Source organism: Shimazuella sp. NTD247, assembly GCF_059510415.1.
This window is the reverse complement of the sequence record NZ_JCAJZU010000012.1, coordinates 1-23,094: the sequence shown is the minus strand read 5'-3', so window position 1 is coordinate 23,094 and position 23,094 is coordinate 1. Positions and strand designations below refer to the sequence as shown.

23 protein-coding genes and 1 tRNA gene are annotated in these 23,094 nt (G+C 36.1%); 9 read left to right on the top strand and 15 right to left on the bottom strand.

The features are described 5' to 3' along the window. Positions 1-230 precede the first annotated feature (230 nt). Both AC5WOC_RS20870 and AC5WOC_RS20865 read right to left on the bottom strand, forming a co-directional pair. Positions 231-1,154, bottom strand: coding sequence for a hypothetical protein (locus tag AC5WOC_RS20870; RefSeq protein WP_496057357.1), 924 nt, complete (start codon positions 1,152-1,154; stop codon positions 231-233). 30 nt (positions 1,155-1,184) lie between these two features. Beyond that, positions 1,185-2,063, bottom strand: a complete 879-nt coding sequence (locus AC5WOC_RS20865) for a hypothetical protein (protein WP_496057356.1) — start codon at positions 2,061-2,063, stop codon at positions 1,185-1,187. Positions 2,064-2,618: 555 nt separating this feature from the next. On the opposite strand from AC5WOC_RS20865, the gene AC5WOC_RS20860 reads away from it, so the two are divergent. The 5 genes from AC5WOC_RS20860 to AC5WOC_RS20840 all read left to right on the top strand — a co-directional run bounded on the left by AC5WOC_RS20860 (position 2,619) and on the right by AC5WOC_RS20840 (position 7,566). Next, a complete protein-coding gene (locus AC5WOC_RS20860; protein WP_496057355.1) occupies positions 2,619-3,782 on the top strand; it encodes a branched-chain amino acid ABC transporter substrate-binding protein in 1,164 nt (387 codons plus the stop codon). 72 nt (positions 3,783-3,854) lie between these two features. After that, positions 3,855-4,832 carry a branched-chain amino acid ABC transporter permease gene (locus tag AC5WOC_RS20855; protein WP_496057354.1) on the top strand — a complete coding sequence of 326 codons (978 nt, stop codon included), beginning with the start codon at positions 3,855-3,857 and terminating at the stop codon, positions 4,830-4,832. Positions 4,833-4,841: 9 nt separating this feature from the next. Beyond that, positions 4,842-6,071 carry a branched-chain amino acid ABC transporter permease gene (locus AC5WOC_RS20850; protein WP_496057353.1) on the top strand — a complete coding sequence of 410 codons (1,230 nt, stop codon included), beginning with the start codon at positions 4,842-4,844 and terminating at the stop codon, positions 6,069-6,071. Positions 6,072-6,085: 14 nt separating this feature from the next. Next, positions 6,086-6,856 carry an ABC transporter ATP-binding protein gene (locus tag AC5WOC_RS20845; RefSeq protein ID WP_496057352.1) on the top strand — a complete coding sequence of 257 codons (771 nt, stop codon included), beginning with the start codon at positions 6,086-6,088 and terminating at the stop codon, positions 6,854-6,856. Continuing rightward, the gene (locus tag AC5WOC_RS20840; protein ID WP_496057351.1) at positions 6,856-7,566 is read left to right on the top strand and encodes an ABC transporter ATP-binding protein; all 711 of its coding nucleotides are present in this window, start codon (positions 6,856-6,858) and stop codon (positions 7,564-7,566) included. The genes AC5WOC_RS20845 and AC5WOC_RS20840 overlap by 1 nt, the downstream gene beginning before the upstream one ends. Positions 7,567-7,701: 135 nt before the next feature. Here the strand turns inward: AC5WOC_RS20840 and AC5WOC_RS20835 are convergent, their stop codons facing one another. The 6 genes from AC5WOC_RS20835 to AC5WOC_RS20810 form a co-directional block, all read right to left on the bottom strand. After that, a complete protein-coding gene (locus tag AC5WOC_RS20835) occupies positions 7,702-8,145 on the bottom strand; it encodes a hypothetical protein (RefSeq protein WP_496057350.1) in 444 nt (147 codons plus the stop codon). Positions 8,146-8,284: 139 nt separating this feature from the next. After that, the gene (locus AC5WOC_RS20830; protein WP_496057349.1) at positions 8,285-8,539 is read right to left on the bottom strand and encodes a hypothetical protein; all 255 of its coding nucleotides are present in this window, start codon (positions 8,537-8,539) and stop codon (positions 8,285-8,287) included. A 134-nt stretch (positions 8,540-8,673) separates the two neighbouring features. After that, on the bottom strand, positions 8,674-9,153 hold the full coding sequence (locus AC5WOC_RS20825) for a hypothetical protein (protein ID WP_496057348.1): 480 nt from the start codon (positions 9,151-9,153) through the stop codon (positions 8,674-8,676). Positions 9,154-9,158: 5 nt separating this feature from the next. After that, the gene (locus AC5WOC_RS20820) at positions 9,159-10,073 is read right to left on the bottom strand and encodes a ParM/StbA family protein (RefSeq protein WP_496057347.1); all 915 of its coding nucleotides are present in this window, start codon (positions 10,071-10,073) and stop codon (positions 9,159-9,161) included. Between the two features lie 312 nt (positions 10,074-10,385). Then, positions 10,386-12,239 carry a cation:proton antiporter domain-containing protein gene (locus AC5WOC_RS20815; protein WP_496057346.1) on the bottom strand — a complete coding sequence of 618 codons (1,854 nt, stop codon included), beginning with the start codon at positions 12,237-12,239 and terminating at the stop codon, positions 10,386-10,388. A 640-nt stretch (positions 12,240-12,879) separates the two neighbouring features. Further along, complete coding sequence (locus tag AC5WOC_RS20810; protein ID WP_496057345.1) at positions 12,880-13,593, bottom strand: polysaccharide deacetylase family protein; 714 nt, start codon at positions 13,591-13,593, stop codon at positions 12,880-12,882. Between the two features lie 339 nt (positions 13,594-13,932). Here AC5WOC_RS20810 and AC5WOC_RS20805 point away from each other — a divergent pair, with 339 nt between their 5' ends. Further along, entirely contained in the window at positions 13,933-14,346 is a 414-nt protein-coding gene (locus tag AC5WOC_RS20805; protein WP_496057344.1) for a YndA family protein, read from the top strand. 141 nt (positions 14,347-14,487) lie between these two features. Here AC5WOC_RS20805 and AC5WOC_RS20800 read toward each other — a convergent pair whose 3' ends face one another. Beyond that, positions 14,488-15,291: a GNAT family N-acetyltransferase gene (locus AC5WOC_RS20800; protein WP_496057343.1), complete on the bottom strand. Its 804-nt coding sequence runs from the start codon at positions 15,289-15,291 to the stop codon at positions 14,488-14,490. A 380-nt stretch (positions 15,292-15,671) separates the two neighbouring features. Between AC5WOC_RS20800 and AC5WOC_RS20795 the strand changes: the two genes are divergently transcribed. Then, positions 15,672-16,046, top strand: coding sequence for a YndA family protein (locus AC5WOC_RS20795; protein WP_496057342.1), 375 nt, complete (start codon positions 15,672-15,674; stop codon positions 16,044-16,046). A gap of 572 nt (positions 16,047-16,618) precedes the next feature. On the opposite strand, the gene AC5WOC_RS20790 is transcribed toward AC5WOC_RS20795, so the two are convergent. From AC5WOC_RS20790 to AC5WOC_RS20775, 4 genes are all read right to left on the bottom strand, one after another. Next, positions 16,619-17,176 carry a DJ-1/PfpI family protein gene (locus tag AC5WOC_RS20790; protein ID WP_496057341.1) on the bottom strand — a complete coding sequence of 186 codons (558 nt, stop codon included), beginning with the start codon at positions 17,174-17,176 and terminating at the stop codon, positions 16,619-16,621. A 403-nt stretch (positions 17,177-17,579) separates the two neighbouring features. After that, positions 17,580-17,864, bottom strand: a complete 285-nt coding sequence (locus AC5WOC_RS20785) for a GNAT family N-acetyltransferase (RefSeq protein WP_496057340.1) — start codon at positions 17,862-17,864, stop codon at positions 17,580-17,582. A gap of 13 nt (positions 17,865-17,877) precedes the next feature. After that, positions 17,878-18,285: a (4Fe-4S)-binding protein gene (locus tag AC5WOC_RS20780; RefSeq protein ID WP_496057339.1), complete on the bottom strand. Its 408-nt coding sequence runs from the start codon at positions 18,283-18,285 to the stop codon at positions 17,878-17,880. 427 nt (positions 18,286-18,712) lie between these two features. Next, positions 18,713-18,788 (bottom strand) — tRNA-Thr (locus AC5WOC_RS20775). 355 nt (positions 18,789-19,143) lie between these two features. Between AC5WOC_RS20775 and AC5WOC_RS20770 the strand changes: the two genes are divergently transcribed. Further along, positions 19,144-20,514: an amino acid permease gene (locus AC5WOC_RS20770; RefSeq protein WP_496057338.1), complete on the top strand. Its 1,371-nt coding sequence runs from the start codon at positions 19,144-19,146 to the stop codon at positions 20,512-20,514. A gap of 639 nt (positions 20,515-21,153) precedes the next feature. Next, entirely contained in the window at positions 21,154-21,831 is a 678-nt protein-coding gene (locus AC5WOC_RS20765; RefSeq protein ID WP_496057358.1) for a uracil-DNA glycosylase, read from the top strand. Positions 21,832-21,871: 40 nt separating this feature from the next. Here AC5WOC_RS20765 and AC5WOC_RS20760 read toward each other — a convergent pair whose 3' ends face one another. Together AC5WOC_RS20760 and AC5WOC_RS20755 are read right to left on the bottom strand one after the other, a co-directional pair. Next, a complete protein-coding gene (locus AC5WOC_RS20760; protein ID WP_496057337.1) occupies positions 21,872-22,273 on the bottom strand; it encodes an EthD family reductase in 402 nt (133 codons plus the stop codon). Between the two features lie 374 nt (positions 22,274-22,647). Then, a complete protein-coding gene (locus AC5WOC_RS20755) occupies positions 22,648-22,965 on the bottom strand; it encodes a hypothetical protein (protein ID WP_496057336.1) in 318 nt (105 codons plus the stop codon). Positions 22,966-23,094: the final 129 nt, after the last annotated feature.

Here is a 23,094-nt window from a genome sequence, read left to right as displayed (position 1 = left end):
CTTCAAAATAGATTGCAACCCTTTTTTCTATTCTTTTTTTATACTAATTACATAAGCTTACTAAACAGTGCATAGTTCTTGGATTAAACAGCTTATGTTTTATACAAAATAGAAATAAAAACAACTAATCATTATTGACCTAAATAGGTGAGGGTCACCAAAAAATAAAGCAGCTATGTACATATAATAAAACCATATAGTTTTGTACTATATGGTCGAATCTTATTTTTTCATTTTGTATCCGGCGGCAATATGGAACCAGTGAATTCTTTTTTTGTTTCCGCTGACCATTGCTGTTCAATATAAAAAGGAGGAAACTCTTTTATTTTTCCATCTTTTCCTTTTTCAGTGGATACGGTGGGAATACGAATGGATGATACAACGGAGTACTTTTTGATCATAAAGTTGTTTTGATCCACCCATATCTCTATGATCGGATTTTTAAATTGTGCCTGATCATACAAGATAGTTTGTCCTGAATCTTTCTTTAGTTTTTCTTCTAGAAAATCTGTAGCGTGATAGTATGGATAGTTTTTCTTATAGAAATCAAAGAGTTGTTTATTTTCGTCGAAATACGCTTTATCGAAAACAAGTTTATACAGACCATTCTCATGAGTCACTTTTACATTTTTAATGTTATTGTTGTTAATCAATTCATCTAATAGTTTCGTTCGAAAAGATGTAGTTACCTTATTCATCGGAGAAATAGTCCATTGTTTATCTTCATTTGTTTTGTAATATATCTTGCCATTTACATCGTATTCCTCTTGTTGGAAGGCGTTTGTATCTCCGCCATCATCTTTATATCCTTTTATGTTAATCCTGAAGCTCGATTCGTATTGACCAGTTATATGTTCTGCATATGGGTTAAATATACGATCATGTTCGTATTTACCTATTCGAATATTTGTAAAATTAATAGGCATTCCATCTTCTGCTTCTGATTGAAAGGTATGTTCCAATTTATATTGTTCGGTAAAGGACTCCCCCTTCATTGTGCTCAGTTTTTCCTTTGCTTTTTTTATAATTTCCATAGCACTTTCGGAAGTAGTATTTTCCTTTGATTGATTGGTTGTCGTCTTTGTTTCGGCAGAGCACGCTACTGCAAACATGCCAAATACCGCTGTGATCATTAAGATAAGTAATTTATTCATTCTATTTCCCTTTCACTTCTTATTTAATATTTAATGGTATTCTGCTTCGCTTTTTTCTTCTGCGGTTACTTTATCTTCAGGTTTGGCAATCGTATTTGGAGCTTCTGAAAAGGTTAGAATCTCCTTTACGACAACTGGTACACCCTCTTGATCTTCCACGTAGTCATCTGATGTCCGCTTCGTAATAACCATAATTTCCGCATTTGTAACGCTTTCTATCTTTGTGATTCGATTCGTTGTTTTATCTATCCATATCTTAAGCAAATACGAGGTTAACTGGGCTCCATTCTCACCTAACTTCGTATCTGCTAACCGCACATCAAATACATATCCCTTCTCACGTTTTAATAACTTTTCTAAATCTGTGTCCTCATTTGCTTTTTGAAAACTATTTTCTTTTAACTCACCAGTAAGTACGATAGAATTTCCTTCCTCTTTCACGGAAACTTGATCTCCCATTGCTTTCGCTCGATCAAGGAAATATGTTTTAGTAATTGCTACATGTTTATCCATCAATTCTGCTTCAGCAGCATTCTTTTCTTTGCCTTGTGCTATTACCTTATCAAGGATGTCATCATAAACCCATTCTGTACCATTGATGTAAACAAGCGGTTCTTCGTCCAGATATTCTCCTTTTATTTTTTGAATTTGGAGATTATTATCGTCGACATAATGGATTTTATATTCTTCATTTGTATTCCGTTTGGTTTTAGCAGTAGAAGTCGCACTAAATTTGTAATCAATATTGGATGAAGCATTTTTCATCACCGGCTCAACTTTTTTTAATACCTCTTCTACTTCTTGAGCATCACCTGAAGCTGGCAAAATAGATTCCACCATCGAACAAGCGGTTAAAAGGCTTAGACTTGCCATAAGAAGGATAATGTTTCTTATTTGTTTCATTTTCATTCTCTACACCTCTTGTAATATTCCGAAATAAACATAATAAAATTTAGATTTCTTAAATTTATAATCGAAAACCGAAAATTACTTTAACAATAATAAATAAAAATCATAAATACAATCTCCAAACAAATAAATTTACTAAAAATATACCCACAGTGCTTTATTAGATAAGTTCTCTATAGTTCAACCAAAAGTTTGTTCGAAAATATCAAATAATAATTATCAATATTCTCTTTTGAATTATTTTTATATATTAGTGGTAGTATGTATCTGATCTCTCCATCAATGCCTGCTCCGTCATTCTCCACTTCACTTTCAAAATAAATAACCAATAAATATTTTCAAATTATATATTATTTTATAATTTAAAACTAGAAATTATATAAAAATCAAAAACAAACCATTCTTTGGATATAGATTTTTTTGTATTTATTTTTTATTATATTAAATAGAGTTAACACAAATTTCACCAAACAAGTTCAATTCCCCAAATACTGAAAGGGGGACAGACGTATCACGAGTTCATAACCACCGCTCAAGATATCAGGAGGTAAACAGATGAAAAAAGCATTTATATTAGGTTTATCATTTAGTCTTCTTTCCATCAGCGTCTTTGGTTGTAGCAATAATTCAAGTGGTAACGTCATTAAAATAGCAACACAAACCCCTCTATCTGGTAACCAAGCAACGGTAGGGGAAGCGATAAAAAATGGGGCCCAGTTAGCTCTTGATGATCACGTAGAAACATTTAAAAAACTAGGGTTTGAGTTGAAACTGGCCCCTTACGATGATCAAGCAGACCCAAAAAAGGGTGTCGCTAATGCACAACAAATAGGAGCAGATCCTTCTATTCTCGGAGTTGTGGGACATTATAATTCCGGTGTCGCTATTCCTTCTTCTAGCACTTATCAGAAAAATAAGTTAGCTATGGTATCTCCTGCTAACACTGCTGTCGAATTGACTGAAAGCGGTAACAAATCTGTACATCGTATTGTTGCTCGTGATGATGTACAAGGCTCAGCAGATGCTAACTTTGCTACCAATAAGCTGCATGCGAAAACGATCTTTATCATTCAAGATAAAACGGCATATGGACAAGGAATCTCAAACAATTTTCAAAAACAAGCCGAAGCTAATGGCGCAACGATCGCCGGCAACCAAGGGATAACTCCTGGTGAAAAAGATTTTAGCGGGGTTTTGAATCAAGTAGCAGCAGCCAAACCTGACTTTATCTTCTATGGTGGTATTTACTCAGAATTCGGGATTCTCGTTAAACAAGCACGCGAAAAAGGAATAATGGTGCCGATGATGGGCGGAGATGGGGTGGATTCCTCTGATATGTACAACATAGCTGGAGATGCAATCAAAGATGTCTACTATAGTACAACTGCAGCTGATGTAAGCGGTACACCAGAAGGCAAAAAATGGGCAGAACGTTACAAAGCAAAATTTAATAAAGAACCACAATCTTACTCCTATTATGGTTATGATGCAATGAATGTTCTGTTAAAAGGGTTAGAGGATGCAATTAAGAAAAATGGAAACAAAAAACCAACACGCCAGCAAGTACTCGATGCTGTACATGTGATTAAAGATTATGAAGGAATTGCAACGAAAGTTTCTTTCGATGACAAAGGTGATAATGATTTTGCTAAAATCTTTATTCATAAATTTGAGAATAAACAATATCCAGGGCCTCTTGTAAGTGAAGAAGGCAAATAATAAACGACATTGCATAGGGGTTGGATAACTACTCCACCCCTTTCATTTCTATAAAGAAAGGGAGAGTCTCACTTGGATCATATCATCTCTGCTCTTCCCCAAGTATTAGTAGACGGCCTTACACTAGGAGCCATTTATGCAGTTGTAGCATTGGGATATACCATGGTTTATGGGATATTGGAACTAATCAACTTTGCACATGGTGAAATTTTCATGGTGGGAGCGTTTATTGGCACAGGGCTATTGTTTTCCTTTGGAGCACTTGGAGTGGGAATACCCGCATGGATTACATTAATCATTATTTTAGTGTTAACAGCATTGCTTACGGGATTACTCGGTATCGGGATTGAAAGACTCGCTTATCGTCCGCTCCGTAAAGCACCAAAATTGATACCATTGATTTCAGCAATTGGAATCTCTTTTATTCTTCAAGATCTGGTTCGTTTTCTAACTGAAATTAAAACAGGCAATTATATTGTGACTGGTACAACTCTATTCGAAGGAAAATTGACCATTCCTTTTTCCTCCATTGTTGGAAGTTTCGAAAATGCCACTATAAAAAGCAACACACTCATTTTGATTGGGATTACGATTGTTATTATGATTTTGCTTGATATTTTTGTAAATCGTTCAAAATGGGGGACTGCAATGCGAGCAGTAGCCCAGGATCAAGAAACTGCTTCTCTTATGGGAATTAATGTTAATAAGGTAATCAGTCTTACGTTTTTCATCGGATCGGCAATTGGTGGAGCAACTGGCTTTCTTTTCGCTCAGCAATATGCAACGATCGATCCCTACATCGGCTTTATTCTCGGATTAAAGGCATTTACTGCTGCTGTTTTAGGTGGAATCGGCAATATTCGAGGAGCCATGTTTGGGGGGCTTATCTTAGGTGTTCTTGAAGTGTTCGCTGCTGCCAACTTAAGCACGCTTACAGGTGGAGTATTTGGTTCCGAGTATAAAGATGTTTTTGCCTTTGCAATCCTAATTCTCGTTCTTATCTTTAAGCCCGAGGGCTTATTTGGCAAATCTGTCAAAGAGAAAGTGTAGGTGATGGTAATGAGCAAATGGTTTTCCACTTTAAAAGACAACCGTGTCATGCAACTTGCCCTCCTCACACTGTTTATTTTGGCAAGTAGTTTGAGTGTCTATTTTTTAGAACGATCTGTAACAGCTTTCCTTTTGTTATTAGGCTCTCTATTGCTTCTCTACTACACCCATCTTACTGATCGGATCAAATGGGGAATAGCGCTCATTCTGCTGGTCGTAATTATTCCATTTGCTACTTCAGGCGGTACTTCTCAACAAGATTATATGGAAGTAGCAGTTCAAACCGGAATATATGTTGCCATGGCACTCGGTCTTAATATCGTTGTTGGGTTTGCTGGGCTTTTAGATCTTGGATTCGTAGCTTTTTTTGCTATTGGAGCTTATACGTATGGTATTTTTGCTTCTCCGCAAGCGGCTCAGTTATTTCACAGCGACTTTTTCCCGCTAGCAGGCAGCTGGTTTTGGCCCTTTATTATTATCGGAGGGTTAATGGCAGCATTATTTGGTATATTGCTCGGTATTCCAGTACTGCGAGTAAAAGGTGATTATTTAGCAATCGTTACACTTGGTTTTGGGGAAATTATCCGAATCGTATTTAACAACATGGATAAACCAATCAATATTACCAATGGCGCACAAGGATTATCACAAATACAGCAGCCTGAAGTTTTTGGTTTTACATTTAGTCTCGCAAGTCAATTTTACTTTATTGTCATTGCTATTCTGCTCATCGTAATTATTGGAGTAAAACGCTTGGAAGACTCCAAATTGGGGAGATCGTGGAAAGCAATCCGTGAAGATGAGATTGCAGCTCAAGCAATGGGAATTCCCCTTGTAACTACCAAACTTTGGGCTTTTGCGTTAGGAGCGTCTTTTTCTGGAATGATGGGAGTTGTCTTCTCTGCAAAAAATATGTTTGTGGACCCATCTAGTTTTACCTTAATTGAATCCATCACTATCCTCGTCATGGTCATCTTAGGAGGAATGGGCAGTGTACCTGGTGTCATTTTAGGTGCTACAGTCATTTCTGTTCTCAATTTACAAATCTTAACGGAAGTCACCAACTTCCTAACACAAAATTTTAGCATCCCAGATACTTTATCTCCTATGAAGATGCAGCGATTAATTTTCGGGATAATTCTAGTTCTCATTGCAATTTATCGGCCAAAAGGTTTAATTACAGCAAAACCAAAGAAAATAGATTCCCGCAAATTGGAGGAGCCATCTCTTGACAAATAGAAAGGGAGAGCAATATGCCATTACTTGAGGTAAAAGGAGTAACCAAACATTTCGGAGGTTTAACAGCGGTAAATCAAGTGGATCTAACGATCGACCAAGGATCTATTACAGCGCTGATCGGACCGAATGGAGCTGGCAAAACAACTTTATTTAACCTTATTACAGGTATTTATACTCCTGATGAAGGAAGTATTTCTTTATCAGGAACATCACTCCTAAATCGAAAGCCAAATCAAGTTGCCAGCCTTGGTATTGCAAGGACATTTCAAAATATCCGACTGTTTAAAGAGATGACTGCATTAGAAAATGTGATGGTTGGAATGCACACTCATCTAAAGTCAAACTTACTTGGCACTTTATTAAAGTTACCCAGTGTACGAAAAGAAGAAGAGAATGCAGCAAAGTCTGCTTACCAGCTGCTTCAAACAGTAAACTTAACAGAAAAATGCAATGAACAGGCCAAAAATCTCCCTTATGGGGAACAACGGCGTCTGGAAATCGCGCGTGCCTTGGCAACGAAACCAAAAGTGCTGTTCCTAGATGAACCAGCTGCAGGAATGAATCCCAGAGAAACAAAAGAATTAACCGATTTGATCATCCAAATCCGCGAGCAGTATAACCTAACCATTATCCTGATTGAGCATGATATGAAACTCGTTATGCAGATTTCTGAAGATATTATTGTGCTGGATTATGGTCAAAAAATAGCTTCTGGTAATCCTGATGAGATACGAAATAACCCGCGTGTTATTGAAGCATATCTTGGCAAAGGAGCTGTTTCCTAATGACCAGTCCAATACTATCTTTGCAGCGTGTTTATGCTTTTTATGATCAGATCCAAGCACTTGCAGACCTTTCCATTGAAGTGAACAAAGGAGAAATCGTAACATTGGTCGGCTCCAATGGAGCAGGAAAATCAACCACATTAAAGGCAATCTGCGGACAAGTCAAAACGACTGGTTTGATCCATTTTCAAGGAAAAGATATCACCAAACTGCCTCCACATAAAACGTCTAAACTCGGAGTAGCACATGTTCCAGAAGGACGACGTATCTTCCCTCGATTGACTGTAAAAGAAAATTTAGAAATGGGAGCTTTTCAGCAAAAAGATAAAAAACAAGTAGAAGAACAGATGGAAGTAGTCTTTCAATACTTTCCTCGTGTAAAAGAAAGATTGCATCAAAAAGGAGGGACAATGAGCGGTGGAGAGCAGCAGATGCTCGCTATCGGCAGAGCTTTAATGAGCAAACCAAACATTTTACTGTTGGATGAGCCATCCATGGGACTTGCTCCGATTGTTGTCGAACAGATTTTCGAGATTATTGAAGAACTAAATCAAACGGGAATGACCATCTTATTGGTGGAGCAAAATGCGTATCAAGCGTTATCCATTGCTCATCGCGGATACGTGATTCAAACGGGGAAAATTATTCTTGCAGATCATGCCAAAGCACTCCTTGAAAACAAACAGGTAACAGAGGCTTATTTGGCTTAGAAGGTAACTTACATGTCTATTTTTTTATAAAAACCAAGTTTGCTGAAAATAATTTAGACGGCAAATGCTCTTACTTGAGATATCCCTTACAGAAAGGAGACACTTCCCTTTCGAAGGATTTCCACAAGAGCTAATTTACTTTTTAATGATAAATCCTTTTCTGCGTGCTTTGATTTTCTTTATACTTGGCGCTGATCGGATTACTTCCATCGAAGCTTTTGAAGGTTTCCTATTTCGAAATGCCATTGGGTCTGCTCGCGCTTCTGTCAGATAAACAGGTTCTGCTTTTGCCTTTTTCTTTTTTGGTATCTTTGAGTAATAAGTTTCCCATGCTGAAGTGGACCAATAAAAAGCAGTAATCATAATAATCAGCCAAGTTACTTTAAACAACAACAAAGGAAAAACAAACACCGCAAAAATACTGACGAGGCAAATAAAATGAATAACAGTTTTGATTGATCGATCGCTCTTTATAAAAAGCCGACAAATGAGACCTACTAGAAAATAATTGATCCCTTCTAAGAGCCATTTAATAATTCGGATAATTTCCCCCTCCTGTTTTTGCAGGATATAGGACACGGCTTTAGCCGTATGGAGTTGTCAAAATTTTAATTACTTTGGATTTATGGATTTTGTTTTTTTATAACACCATATACCTTTATAAAATAGTTGTGGGTGCCAGTTACAAAACTGGCACCTTACCAATTCTACTCGCGTTCTACATGACAGCGATATAGACTGGGTTCTTTTCAGTAGGAGTAAAGGTAAGCCACTTAGAACTCGAAGTGGTCCTGTAAACCTTAACGTCTCCAGAAGTTACCTTATAGGCATTGTTTTCAAACACAAGCGGCGCACGAGTATTGTCATAAACAGTCACTCGCTTTGCCACAATGGCACTATTCCCCTTCCCAGAAGGGGTAACAAGGAAGTCTCCTTCGTCGCTGAAGCGGACAACACCATGGTTGGTACCCATTTTTATCTCCCTCTGTTAAGGCACAGTTGCCTCAATATCATTATCACTCTCTTTACATAGATAATCAATAATTTTTCTATTGTCAAACCCAGCATATAAAAAAGCTCCTTCCATAGTAAGAAGGAGCTTTTTTCTCATTCCATCGGCATGCTTGTCCGTCTCCTCTTCGATCCCCCATGACGAGCGGAACGGGAAGGCATTTGCGATGAATTGTTGTTTGTCGTTGTTTTTGGAGCGGTATTGGTCTGTGAAAAAGGTTGAATATTGGAGTATGACTGGGTTTGCGTTTTAGAAAATGGCTGTACTTGTTGTTGGTTGACTTGCGAACTCATCTGCTGGAGTGGATTCATGATGGGATTGAGATTTCCCATTGGAAACATCTGTTGCATGGCAGGCATCATCTCATGCAGTTTTGATACCGTTTGCACAAATTTTTGGTACTCCTTATACTGAGAGAGAATTTGCTTGATAAAGGCAGATTCATTATCTGCCTGTTCGCTAAACCACTCATAAACTTCCCGCTCATTTCGATCTTTCAAATCAAAAGTGAGCGTGACATTACGTTCTCGTTTACGAGTACCTAATATCTCTCTTGTATCTTGTTGTTCGCTCATTTATCTTACCACCCTTCCGGGACCCACTCTAATGCAGCAGCATGAAGCATTCCTAAACAGTCGCTATACAATGGATTTGGTGCAACTTGAGCGTTAGGGAAAAATTTGCGAACTTCATCGATCAAGAGATCTGCAGCCCCGCCTGATACATAAAACACTTTCTCACGGATATCCCCATATTCATCTTCATATGGCAAATCCCAATGGTATCCGCCAACTTCAGAAAATATAGCTTTTGCAATAGCCTCTGGACGGGAATCTTTGGAAAAATTACGGAACTTTTCCCAGGAAATATTCGAGGATGAGCCAGATTGGTTATGCACATACCGCCCATTATGATCATATGTTGCAAAATTTGATTTCTCTGAACCAATCGCCATAATATGTACTACTTTTTCTTCTGTGTCTTCTTCTGGAGTAACATAGTAAGTCGCTCCACCTTCAACTCCTACAAGTACATCCAAAATATTGATCCGTCTCTCTACTCCATTCACGGTAACAAAATGCTCTCCAACCAGCATTTGCTTTAATTTCTTTGCATCGGAACGATGATTTTCAATCGGCACTACGGTACCTACTTTTACATTTCCAGCTACCCCTAGACGGTGTAGCATCGTGAGGGTAAAAATCATATTTTGTTCATGTGCTTTGGAGTCCTGTTTTGCTTTTTTTGCATGGTTTCCAGCACGTCGTGCCAAATCACCAACAAAAAAAGTTCCGTTTTCACCTTTTCTGCCAATCTGTACGATCATGTCTTCGTCCGAGTTAGCATGGAAATCCAAATCAACATATTCTCCTATATAACTAAAAAAGTCATCTGTATGCACATGCTTCCCTTGAATAAGTGCCCCTTTTACTTTATGCCGTCCATTATCTGTCACTGCAATGGCAAATTCATTTTTCCCATCAAAATAACTCATGCTGTCACTCCTTATGTATATTCCTATAGAACATGATAAGCCATAAACAGATGTTTTTCTATATTTCTGTGTAATAACTACTAAGTTTCTTTTATAAAATGGATATATCTTCTTTTTTAGACATAAACAAATATACGAAAAAGTAGAAATTGAAAATATCCACCTTGACCATACGAAACATGATATCGATTCCGGATAATTCTATTATCAAATAGGTGAATTCTCTTTGTAAGCGCTAATCATTAAGTATCTGATAACCAGATACTTATCGTTGGGAAACGGAGACAGACAACCATTTCCCTGTTTACTTTTTCACTTTCCACCTTGTACGTTTTGTAAGTCACCCACAGCGACAAAAGCTGATGAATCAATTTCACGAACAAGCTGTTTCAATTGGACTTCTTCTGACTTACTTACCACACAAAAAATGATTTTTTTATCTTCGCCTGTATATGCTCCTTCTCCATGCAAAAAAGTAACCCCTTTGCCCATTTGCTGGAGTAATGCATCTCCAATTTTTGCAAACTGTTTGCTTATAATCCAGACAGATTGTGCTGTCTGTCCTTCTGTTTTTTTCATATATCTCATGATCGTTTCCATTTCTTCCTCTGTTATCGCCTGTGTATGAACAATCGCATCGATTATCTCATGCTGTTGATGTTCCGCTACTTCGCTGTTGATCAATGAATTTTTCTCCAGTTTTGCTAGCATATCATATTCAGCATACAAACTTCTCCGTTTTGCTTTTATCTGTTGTTCTACTTGTAGTTCCGGGTTTTCTCTATATAGTTGCTCCAATTTTTTTTGAACTTGATCTAATTTAAATTGGTATTCTTGATAAAGTAAGTTGTAGAGGACGGAGGAAATTACAGCCTGTTCTCTCATGCTTTCCAATTCTTTCTGTCCAATTCGATACCTTTGTATATAAGCTAAGTATTCCTCATATTGTTTCACGCTTTTCTTAGATATTAATGTGTTCATCCATATCGCAAACCGCTTCATCGTAAGTCCTTGTACCAGCAAAGAGAATAGTACTACACTAAAGGCAAATACAATGATATCCTCTCTGCCAGGGAAGTTTAAGGGCAGGCTCAATGCTAACGCAATTGATAATGCACCCCGAAGTCCGCCCCAGTTTATTGTGTGCCGCCAATTCATTGGTGTATCTTTGCTTCCTAATAAGGAAACATAAACTGCAATTGATCTTGCAATCAAAACGATTAGAATTGCAAAAACAATTGATTCCCAGCGATCTGCGAAATGTATACGATTGATTTCCATCCCTACCATTAAAAAAACAACTGAGTTTGCAATTAATGCCAGTGTATCCCAGAAATTACGAATATTTAACCTCGTAACGGGTGTCATTTGTTTTGACCCATAATTGCCTAACACCAATCCCGCGACAACCACTGCGATAACCCCTGAGACATGGAAATACTCAGCAGTTAAAAAAGCACTGTAAAACAGAACAAGCGACATTAATATTTCCAATGCAAAATCATCAAAAAACCGGCTCACTTTAGAAAAGAGATAACCAAAAATAGCCCCTACTGCAATTCCTCCTAATCCAACTACAAGAAAATCTAGTAGCCCTAAACCGATTCCTTTCCAGCCAGCATTTACATACACAAGCAAACTGCTGCTAGAAATTTGAAAAAGGACCACTGCAACTCCATCATTGGCTAAGCTTTCTCCTTCTAATATTATTGCCAGCCTTTCGTTAACTCCTACTTTTTTAAAAATAGAGAGGACACTTACTGGATCTGTCGCGGCCATCAAAGAAGCAAAGGTAAAAGCTACTACAACCGAAATAGACAAAAGACTCATCGAAAGAAAACCAACAATAAAATAAGACAAAAGAGTCCCGACAATAGATAGCATAACAATCTCACGTTGATTTTCTCTCAATTGTTGAATAGAAAGTTTCAATGTGGCTTCCCCCAACAAAGCAGGCAGGAACACGGAAATAATTACAAAATGAAATATCTCATCCTCTATAATAAATGCTTTTAAATCATCTAATCCTGGTATAGGAAGCAGTCCAAAAATCGCCCCGACAATAACTAGTGCAATGGGATATGCGATATTAAACTTCTTCGCTAAAGCAGTTACACTTGTGGCAATTGCTAATAATAATATAGATAACTCCAAATAAATCTGCATCACTATCTCCTTTCATCAATTAGAATATCCAAAAAAAGACAAAAAGAGCCCATCTAATGACAGGCTCCTCCGATTGGTTCGATATATTTATATCAATAATATAACATACAAATATTCCAATGTATTTCTGACTATAAGTTTTTCATACATACTTCTATAAACTATGTAAAACATAGAACAAAAACATGAATACGGTCATCAGGCGAACTCGTTGCTTTTATGATGATATTTGGTTATGGTGATAACTTCAAAAAATTAAAAAGAAACGGATAGACCAGCACTGTATTTGTAGGATTGTTGCTTATCATAGCTGCGGAAGTAATTATTGGTGTCTTAGGCCCAAATATGGCGAATGTGCACCTTTTCCCATTCGTTAAAATGCTGGAGATGATTAACTTCGTCCTTTTGTTCAACACTTTGAAATATTGGCTGTGCTAGTGAACTTAATCGGTGATTTCCCAAAAATAACCATCTATGTTTGTAACGGATTAACCATTTGGAGAGAAATACGAAGTGTGAAGCCAAAAGCTAGGCAAGTATTTGGAGTTTCTTTGCTATGCCGCCTGTTCTTTTCCTTTACCAATCATTTTGTTTCTATCTCTTTTCATTAGAAAAAGGGTCACATTTCGTAGATAACTCGTTATTGTATCAATTGGGTTACGGTAACAAACTGATATCCCTGTTTCTTTAATTGCGGCAAGATTTCTTGCAATGCTTCTACAGTCTTTTTATTCATATCATGAAACAAAACGATATCCCCATTGCTTGCGTTTTTTAGTACCTTTTTGACAATCGAAGATTTAGTCTTGCGTTTACTCCAATCTTTTGTATCCTGATCCCAACTCCACATGACAACTTTCAACGCATGACTTTTTGCAGACCGGACCACTTTTTCGTTATAAACCCCACCTGGAGGCCGAAATAAATGAGGAGTCACACCTGTCGTATTTTTAATGACTTTTTGTGTCATATCTATTTCCTTATCCAAATGCTGCAAAGATATATTATGGATGGGATGGCTATAGGTATGATTAGCAATTTCATGTCCTTGTGCAACGAGAAGTTTAGCAATTTCCGGATATCTTTTTATTTTATTTCCCAAACAAAAAAAAGTAGCTTTGGCTTGGTATTGTTGCAGCAGAGAAAGTATCTCTTTTGTGTTATGGGAAGTGGGCCCGTCATCAAAAGTTAGGGCGATCCATTTTTTTGGCATGGGCTTCTCCCATATGATTTCCTCATGTGCTTCATAATACTTTCGATCTTTCGGCGGATTCTGCCCATGAGCATTTTCTCCTGCTAATCCTACCGTATTCAATATGCACACTAAACATATGTTTATAATCCACCAGTTCATTGCATTTTCTCCAATTAAAAATTTGTGTTCACATAGTATGCCCAGTTGCCTTATAAGAATCCTTTAATGGGATTAAAAATCACGAAAGATGAGTTAAAAATAAATGTTTGAATTAACCCAGAGATTTATTAATATTGGAAAATAATACAAATATAATAGGAATATATACAAAAGGGAAAATATAAAATACAATAATACTACAATTTAATCAGAATTTTAAAAGGAACCTTGGATCAATTACAGATAAAAGAAAGGAGATGAGTTTACCTATATTTCCTCTGATAGTTACTCAATCTTGAAAAAATACCGCATTCTTTGTTATAAGAGGAGGAATCTTGCATGAAATTTAAAAAAATCGGTGCTTTTATTCTCACATTAATCTGTAGCTTTGTAATTCCGTTTTCAGCAGTATTTGCAGCCGATCTAGGAAAAAATCTGGGAACGTACACCTTGAAATATAACTCTACCCTAAAAGCTTGGACAAGTCCTGTTGTATCCTCTGTAGGAGGGAAGTTTAAGATTTGTGTAACTAGTTCCAGCGCTTCCAAATTCAACTATGAATTATGGGAACAAGACCCTGGAACTACTGGCAGCGGTAAAGATGACTATATTGGCTATGCATTTTTAAATTCAGGTCAATGTTATTGGTGGTATGTCACTGATTATATTGATGGTACAAATTCAAAAGCAGAGCTTTATATCCGGACATATGCGGATATTCCTTCTGGAACAAAAGTTACATTTTATGATTAAAAATTAAGATGAAGATATCAAGCAAAAACACACTATTCTTTCTTAGGTCAACCAAATAGAAAGTAATGGTGTGTTCTTCTCTATAATATATAAAATGAGCAAATAAATTATCCAGCTGATTCTTCCATATTTTTTATCAATCTATTTTATCAACTGTTTTCTTTGTTTTCTTGCAACATAATAATGAACAGCGGAATCAAGACCTTCATTTTTAATGAGATCAAAAACTTCCCAATCATGCTTAAATAACTGATAAAACAGGAAGCGTGTGAAAGTTCTCCATCCATGCATCTCGGTTCGAGAGCGTATACTTTTCAAATGAGAAGGAACAGGTATGAGAACATATGGGTATCTTGTTAAATTTGCAAAATCCATATCCGATTGTGGAAAATTACTTCTGTCATAATGAATCTTATAGGATTGTTTGATTACCTTATCAGGTATTTCCAAAGATTCTTGATTTTGACTCGTAAGATCTAAACGGGTTAGAAAACGGTCAACCGATACTCCATGCTCATCATCTTCATAACAATTTTTTAGGTACTCAGAAGACACTGCCCTCATTTTATGAAGGTATACATATGCATTCACGCTTTCTAATGGTTCATATGTCCATATTATCTCTTTATAACCTAAACTGTTGGCCTCCTCTTTTAAAGAACGCATTAAGGCTTCTCCGATCTTCTGATGCTGATATGCGGGAAGAACACCAATATTTTGTAAAATGAGGTACACTTTATACGGTTGATATCCTGGAAAACTATAAACATAACCAACCATCTTATTATCTTGATAGGCTCCCAAAATGATTCCACCATGATCTGATATAAATTTCATATGATCCAAAGCAACATCGCCATCGTTTGGCCAGAGCTCACGTCGTATAAGAGCTACTTTTTTTAATTCTTCATATGTATGAATTCTTTTGATTACTGCATGGCTCAACAAAAGACACTCCTTCCTTGATCATAAAGCTATAAATATCATCCTGAATATTAATCAGAAATATATTCCAAATAATCCCTAAATGGATCTCATCATTTTTATGATTTTAAGAAGATGATCCGTATAGGTATTAGCTTATACTATGTATCACCTAAAATAGAAATGTACCAATAATCGACTAATTTAGTTAATCTTTTCTTTATTTTTATAAATTTATCATTGATTTATATAATTCCATTTAGTAATATACACTTTATTATATAGTTTATAACTATATGAAAGATTGTTACATAAATAAATCTTCTTTTTGAAGTGATTTGTGACAATCTCAAAACCGAAGTTTTATTCTAGAAAAATAATTCATTTAGGGGGAATAAGGTTTGAAGCTAAAAAAACTTGGTTTGTCCATTGCTCTTGCGAGTATCGCACTTGCTATTCCGTTTACATCCGCATTTGCTGATTCTGCTGGTTGGCAGAAACTCGGTACTTATTCACAGTCACAGATCTTTTATTCTGGGGGGGGATATATAAAATTTTGTGCTCATGTTCCCGTCGGCATAATTGAATTTGATCTGTATGAGTACGATCCAGGTACTACAGGTTCTGGTGTAGATGATTATGTAGGAACGACCTACTTAAGTGACGGTCAATGTCAAACATTCAATGTTGATAAGTTTGTAGATGGAACTAATCATAAAGCAGAGCTTTATTACCATGCCTCATCTAGTGGTACATCTGCTACGGTTTACGATTGATAAAGTATTAGCAAATAAATGAATGGAATCGAGTAGTTCCTACTCGATTCTTTTTGTTGCGAAAATAAGAAAAACGCTTGATCACGTATATCAAAAGTGGATCAAGCGTTTTTCTTATTTTGTTTCATTTATGGTACTAGCAAAGAACAATAATAGCATGAACGATTACAGCGATCATATTTCTTCATCCTCCTATGATAGCGGATAATTCCGCAGTTATTTCCAATTTTAGGTGTTCGTTTAGTAGGCTATTGCCAACAACAATTCTACAATATTAATTATTTTCTGTCTGTTACATTTTTGGGATTATAAGTTAAATTTATCCACCGAATAATATCTACACATGACTTCCATTATATGGCTCCTGTTATAAACCTATGGTGTTGCAATGTGATGTGTATGTTACTATCTCCAGAGAAGGGATACTTACTTATGTTATATTTTCATCCAAGTTATAGCGCATTAGATGTAAGGAGAATGTCATAGGCTATGTGGGGGAACTATCAAGTACTGACTTGTTTTACCTACTAAGTAACTTGAGAACAGTGATTCATAAAGACTTTTCGCTATCGTTAAACTTGAAATAAGACCTGTTCTCTATACCAATTTTCGTCAAAATTAAGATTTAGCGCCTTTCCAAAACAAACACCAAATCGAATAAAGCCTCTACCTCTAGCCGTTATTATCTTTCCATCTTGAACTACGAGTTCATCAGAATAGTTCTCTTGTTCAAAGACTCCTGAAGTAACCCTATGTTCCTCTGTCATACCAACTGTGTATTTTTTCCCTTTTAAGATCCCTGCTTTTGCAAGAAGATAAGGTGAACTCGAAATACTTCCAATCACAGCTATGTCCTTTTCTATCCTATGTATAAACTCAAACAATTTTTTCTCTTGTTCTAATGCAAAAATATCCATGCAACCAGTTAATAAAAGACTATCAATTTCATCGATTTCTACTTCATCTAAGATCGTGTCAGGTATACATGTTAATCCTGATTCACCTTTAATCGACTCCTCATTCAGACCAACTGTCTTAACAGGTTTCTTTCCTTGCATTAGAATGGATAAGGCGACACTCAATTCATATTCACTAAATTGTGGATATAATATTACTGCTGTTTTTTTCATTCTTTTTCATACTCCTACAATATTATTTATACGTCTTGTTCATATCCTTGCTTTCAAACCTAGTTTAAATGCTTTAAACACCAAGTAGATTTCACTATTTTTAAACTGAATAAGATTATCTTATTCAAGAAAAGATAAAAACCCTTGTATACACAAGAGTTTTTGATGATACCGGAGATAGGAATCCAAACTCGCAACGTTTTCATTACAAAAAAAAAGGCAGTCAAACGTTAGACATCCAGCTACTGGGGCGGCTATCGCTCTTGAAAATTAATCATAGAAGGAGTTCTATCCATATAACTTTTTTGATCATCCATTCCCTCTAGAGCTTTACAACTTTTAAATTATATAGGTATAAATTGCTTATGACCAAATCCTTCATCAAATCGGGAATGATAAGAGATTATTTATTTAAAACATCCTGATATTCTTTATGCCGATTGATTTGGCTCTTTGCAAAAGGACATAAAGGAATGATTTTCTTATTCTCTTCACGGGCATATATTACCATGTATTTAACTAGTTCTTCTCCAACTCCTTGACCACGTAATTCGTCCGAAACATATGTGTGATCAATGATAACACGTTCTGTTCCAGAAGGTACAAAATGAATCTCTGCCAATGTTTGTTCTTCACTATCACCAATATAAAACTTGTTCTTACCTCTTTTAATATTGATCAATTTCATAAACTCCCTTATATTATGATTGACATCCTGGACTGAGGTCACAAAAAGGCTTATTATTTGACTGGCCACATCCACATAAAGATGCTCTATTACATTGAATATCTTCCTCATCAACCTTGATAGATAGATTTCCTTTCACATAAATAACTCCAGAAGGTTGTATTTCTAGTGTTGTTTGAACTTTCGATTTTTCTTGTTCCGCTTCATCCTTCCTTATATATTGCAGCGCTCCACTTGGGCAATTTTCAATAACTTCAGCAATCCTATCAGCTGTAGCTCCATTCGCATCTACCCATGGCCTTTTACTAGTATCAAATACAATAGGTAGTCCTTTTACACAGCGCGCTGCGTGAATACACCGTTTAGCATGAAAGTGAACAACGATATCATCACCGAAATATTCTTTTGGGTTGTTGGCCAAAACAGTTCCCCCTTTACAAATTGAAGCAATACATTTTTAGTAATTGTACCACTAAACACAAATGAAATTCTTCAAAATAACAAATAGAGACCTCATAATTATAATATAATTCTATAATTTCAATTGGTATATGGATAAAAAATAGTGGGATTACACACAGAAAACAAATAATGTAATACCACCTTAAAAGTTGAATATTCATTAACGAAAAGTGAAAATAAAATTATTACGATATTTGATTTGATAAAACAATGAAGAGTGGAAAATTTTGATAATGGAAAGAAATTTTATAAAATCCCCCCGTTTAAACAGCACACACTTTTCTAATTGACCATAGTACATGGTCAATTGGCATTTTTGTGGGGAATTTCTGCTTCGTTTTCATATCCCAAACAGAAAAAAACCCTGTAAAAACAAGGGTTTTGGTTGGTGCTGGAGACAGGACTCGAACCTGCGGCCCCTTCATTACGAGTGAAGTGCTCTACCAGCTGAGCTACACCAGCATAAATGTATTATTTTCCCGACATTAAATAATTATATTTTAAACCTCAGTAAATGTCAAAACAAAATCGATGCTTGCTTGGTTGAACTTTAAAACATATTTACCTCAGATCGTTTTTTCTCCATGGTAAGTGAACCTGTCCGCACAATCAAAAATTCCCTATACCTTGTTAATGAATTTTCCTTTTTTTCTTTTTATATAAATCCAACCGCATGAAATTTACTACCTCAATAGTTTTCGTTTCCATAAAACTGAGCATATTTTCAAGATTGATGCAGATGATAAAGGAATTAAGGAATCATTCAAGAAGAAAGTATAGACACAAAATACACACAAAATGAAATGAGTTGGTGCTATTGGCAACAAAACAAAACAATACCGAAAATTTGTCCCGAGAATTAAAAAGTCGTCACATTGAGTTAATCGCGATTGGCGGGGCAATTGGTGTTGGGCTTTTTCTTGGGTCAGCTACAGCTATTAAAACAGCAGGTCCAGCCATCCTTATTAACTATATTATTGCCGGCTTCATCATTTTTCTTATTATGCGGGCACTTGGAGAACTTGTCATGTATGAACCTGTCTCTGGTTCCTTTAGCAAACATGCTGCAGAATTTATTGGGGATTGGGCAGGTTTTTTTACTGGCTGGACCTATTGGTTTATGTGGATTGTAATTGGTATGGCGGAAATTACTGCGATTGGAAAATACGTTCATCTGTGGTTTCCCAAGGTTGCCAACTGGATACCGGCCCTTATTTCTCTAATAGTTATATATCTTATTAATATGATTGCAGTTAAAGTTTTTGGAGAAGTTGAATTTTGGTTTGCTTTAATAAAAGTAGTAACGATCATCTTATTAATTTTGGTAGGTTTACTTATTATTTTCACTGGTATCGGCAATAACGGTCATGCTACCGGCTTTTCTAATCTTTGGGTAAATGGTGGTTTCTTTCCGAATGGAATTACAGGAATGCTTCTATCGTTACAGATGGTTATGTTTGCATTTATCGGTGTTGAGCTTATCGGTATTACGGCGGGTGAAGCGAAGAATCCAGACAAGACGATTCCTAAAGCGATAGATAGTGTCATCTGGAGAATACTAATCTTTTATGTCGGTTCCTTGGCTGTGATATTAGCAATTTATCCATGGATTAAACTTGACGAGAATGTAAGTCCGTTTGTATTGACCTTTGAAAAAGTAGGAATTCCAGGAGCGGCAATGATTATTAACCTCGTCGTGCTTACAGCTGCATTATCTTCTTGTAACAGTGGTGTCTTTAGCTCTGGTCGAATGCTTTATAATTTATCCAATCTTAGGCAAGCTCCAAATGGGTTCAGAAAGGTTAATGACCGAAGTATTCCTGCGAAAGCAATCACTACTTCTACTTTATTTCTGCTTATTGGGGTAGCACTCAACTACTTTATTCCTCAAAAAGCATTCACTTATATCACTAGCATTGGAACAGTAGGAGCAGTCTGGACATGGATGATTATTATGTTTACACATTTGAAATATCATCAAAAAGTGAAAGCCGGGAAAATTCAAAGAAGCAAATTTCAAATGCCTGGAGCTCCCTTTACAAACTGGATTGTTATTATCTTTTTAGCTGCAGTCATTGTCCTTTTAGCGTTTAACGATGAAACGAGAATTGCCCTATATGTTGGGCCAATATGGTTTATTATTTTGGCGATTGGATATCAATTCGTCAAACGAAAAACCCATCAATAAAAACTGGAGAAAATTCTCCAGTTTTTTTATTGATGGATTTACACTTGACACTCCACTGGCACTCCACCCAACTAAAACCGCTTGATTCCTGTGAACAATAGTCTCTGAACTGCGTGAAACCTACAATTCAATTAACACTAAGACTAATCTTACCTGTTTGGTTCCGTATCTCCAATAATTAATGTTAGGCTCGTGAGAATGCAAAACGCTTCTCTCATCTAAGACTTATTTTCGTCCTTTGACCTCCATACGGTTGAAGCTGTTGGATTCTTAGAACGATAGCCTCATGACTATTTCATTACCAAACTAACCCCGCGCGCCACGGTTTATGTTTGTTGATTTCTTCTTTGCCGCGAGCAAACTTGGTTTCCATCTGTCACGACTATACATATATCACTATGGAAATGTTTGTTTGTAAACTTGCTTTTTCCAAAGGTTGAACTAGTGAAGGAAAATTCCTTATCCTCGTTCAACGCTCGCATTCATCTCACGATTTAGACCGTGGGTTTTCTCACTCGCAATGTTATAAATTCAAACCTTTTGATTTTTCCACTTGCAATTATATAAGATTAACAAGATTGCAACGCCATAAACAGAACAAATATGCGATAATAAAATGTATATCGAAAATGAGGTGAAATAATGTCTATTTTGACAAATGACTGGTCTGAAGTAGTTGGCACAGAATTCGATAAACCATACTACCAAGGACTCCGCCAGTTTTTAGTAAGTGAATACAATACGCAAATAATCTATCCAGTAAAAGAAGATATTTTTAATGCACTACACCTAACTCCATATGAAGAAACAAAAGTAGTAATATTAGGTCAGGATCCTTACCATGGTCAAGGACAAGCGCATGGACTCAGTTTCTCTGTAAAACCAGGAGTGAAACAACCACCATCGTTAAAAAATATATTTAAAGAATTACAATCGGACTTAGGATATCCCATTCCAAACCATGGTTATTTAGAAACATGGGCGAAACAAGGAGTCTTACTATTAAATGCTGTACTTACGGTAAGAGAAAAAACACCAAATGCACACAAAGGAAAAGGCTGGGAAAACTTTACTGATGAAGTAATACATAAATTAAACGAACGAGAAAAACCAGTTGTATTTATATTATGGGGTAGACATGCACAAGCAAAAAAAGCTTTTATAACCAATAAACAACACTATATAATCGAATCAGCTCATCCAAGTCCTTTATCAGCTAAAAATGGTTTCTTCGGAAGCAGACCATTTAGCAAAACCAACGCTTTTCTACGCAGTATTGGCGAAAAAGAAATCGACTGGGAAATTCCTAGCCGATAAGAACAAAGAGAGATGTGCCAAAGGGCCATCTCTCTTATGATTAATGCAATTTGATATCATCAAGATCAATAATCTCGATAACATCACCTTCTAATTTTTTTTCTATCCACTTGGGAGCATAAACGACTTTTTCTTGTGCCATATAACTATCTATTTGAATAATCCCATCTGACAAAGCAGAAACCATTTTAGTAATCGCAATTCCTACCTCAGAATCTAGAATTCTCCTCATCTCATCAATGGATTCGAAGTAAGTTTCTGTCATTACATGAATGTTGCTTAATCCTTGTGGTTGTTCGTCGGTTGAATGATAAAGCGTAGTATAATCTACTTTTAAAACACCTGGAACATTTAATACCTTTGGAATAATGACTTTTGTGTAATACTCCTCAAAAGCTTCTAGATCATAAACATTTTTATATAAGCCTTGAACTTTAAACATGATAGCCTCCCAAACTCTGGATGCAAAAGTAGTTCATTTTTCCCTTCGATTCTTAATACTAGTATAGTACATAGTAGACAATTATTGTATAAATATTGTAAATTTGCCTGATTATCAATAAAGATCAATCTCTATTAAACATTATGAAAAGTGGTATCATTAATTTTCAGATTAAATGTTGTTAGAAGAATTATTTTTAAAAATATGTCTCCAAGTCCAACTAAAAGATCAGTTACTGATATGAAGAAAATATCTGCCCTAAAATCAACAAACTAGCTGAATAGAATCCAGCTAGCCATTTTATACTATGTTTCATTGTTTTATAGGCGATGAAACAGACCAAAGCCTGTTTCACCATAGCACAAGATCTTCACCTATGCTTTATATTCCTTCGCTGGTGGGAAGATCTTCTGCCTGATCTCTCGCTGAACAGCCTGTGCATCCTTCACCTTATCTTTATCAGACTTCTTACTGGTAAGCGCAGCATAGAACTTATCAATAAGCTTCTTCTGTTCTGCAGTGAGAGGTTTCTCTAGGACTTTATTATTCCTATAATAGTCGATCCTTTGGACAATAGTCTCAATCTTACCCGAAATAAGGTGCTTTCCGAAATCGAAGTCCATGATATGCTCTGTATACACGTAAGGATCGAAATAGCACATACTAAAGTTAGTCTGCCAAATGCGGGACATGCTGGTTCCCTTCTCTAAATGGAAACGAAGTTACCACAATAATTAGGATATTCGTAAGAAATGGAAAGTCAAGCAAAATTTGCAATAGAATAATAATCGATTTTATTTTTTCAAAAAAAGAGTGCATAC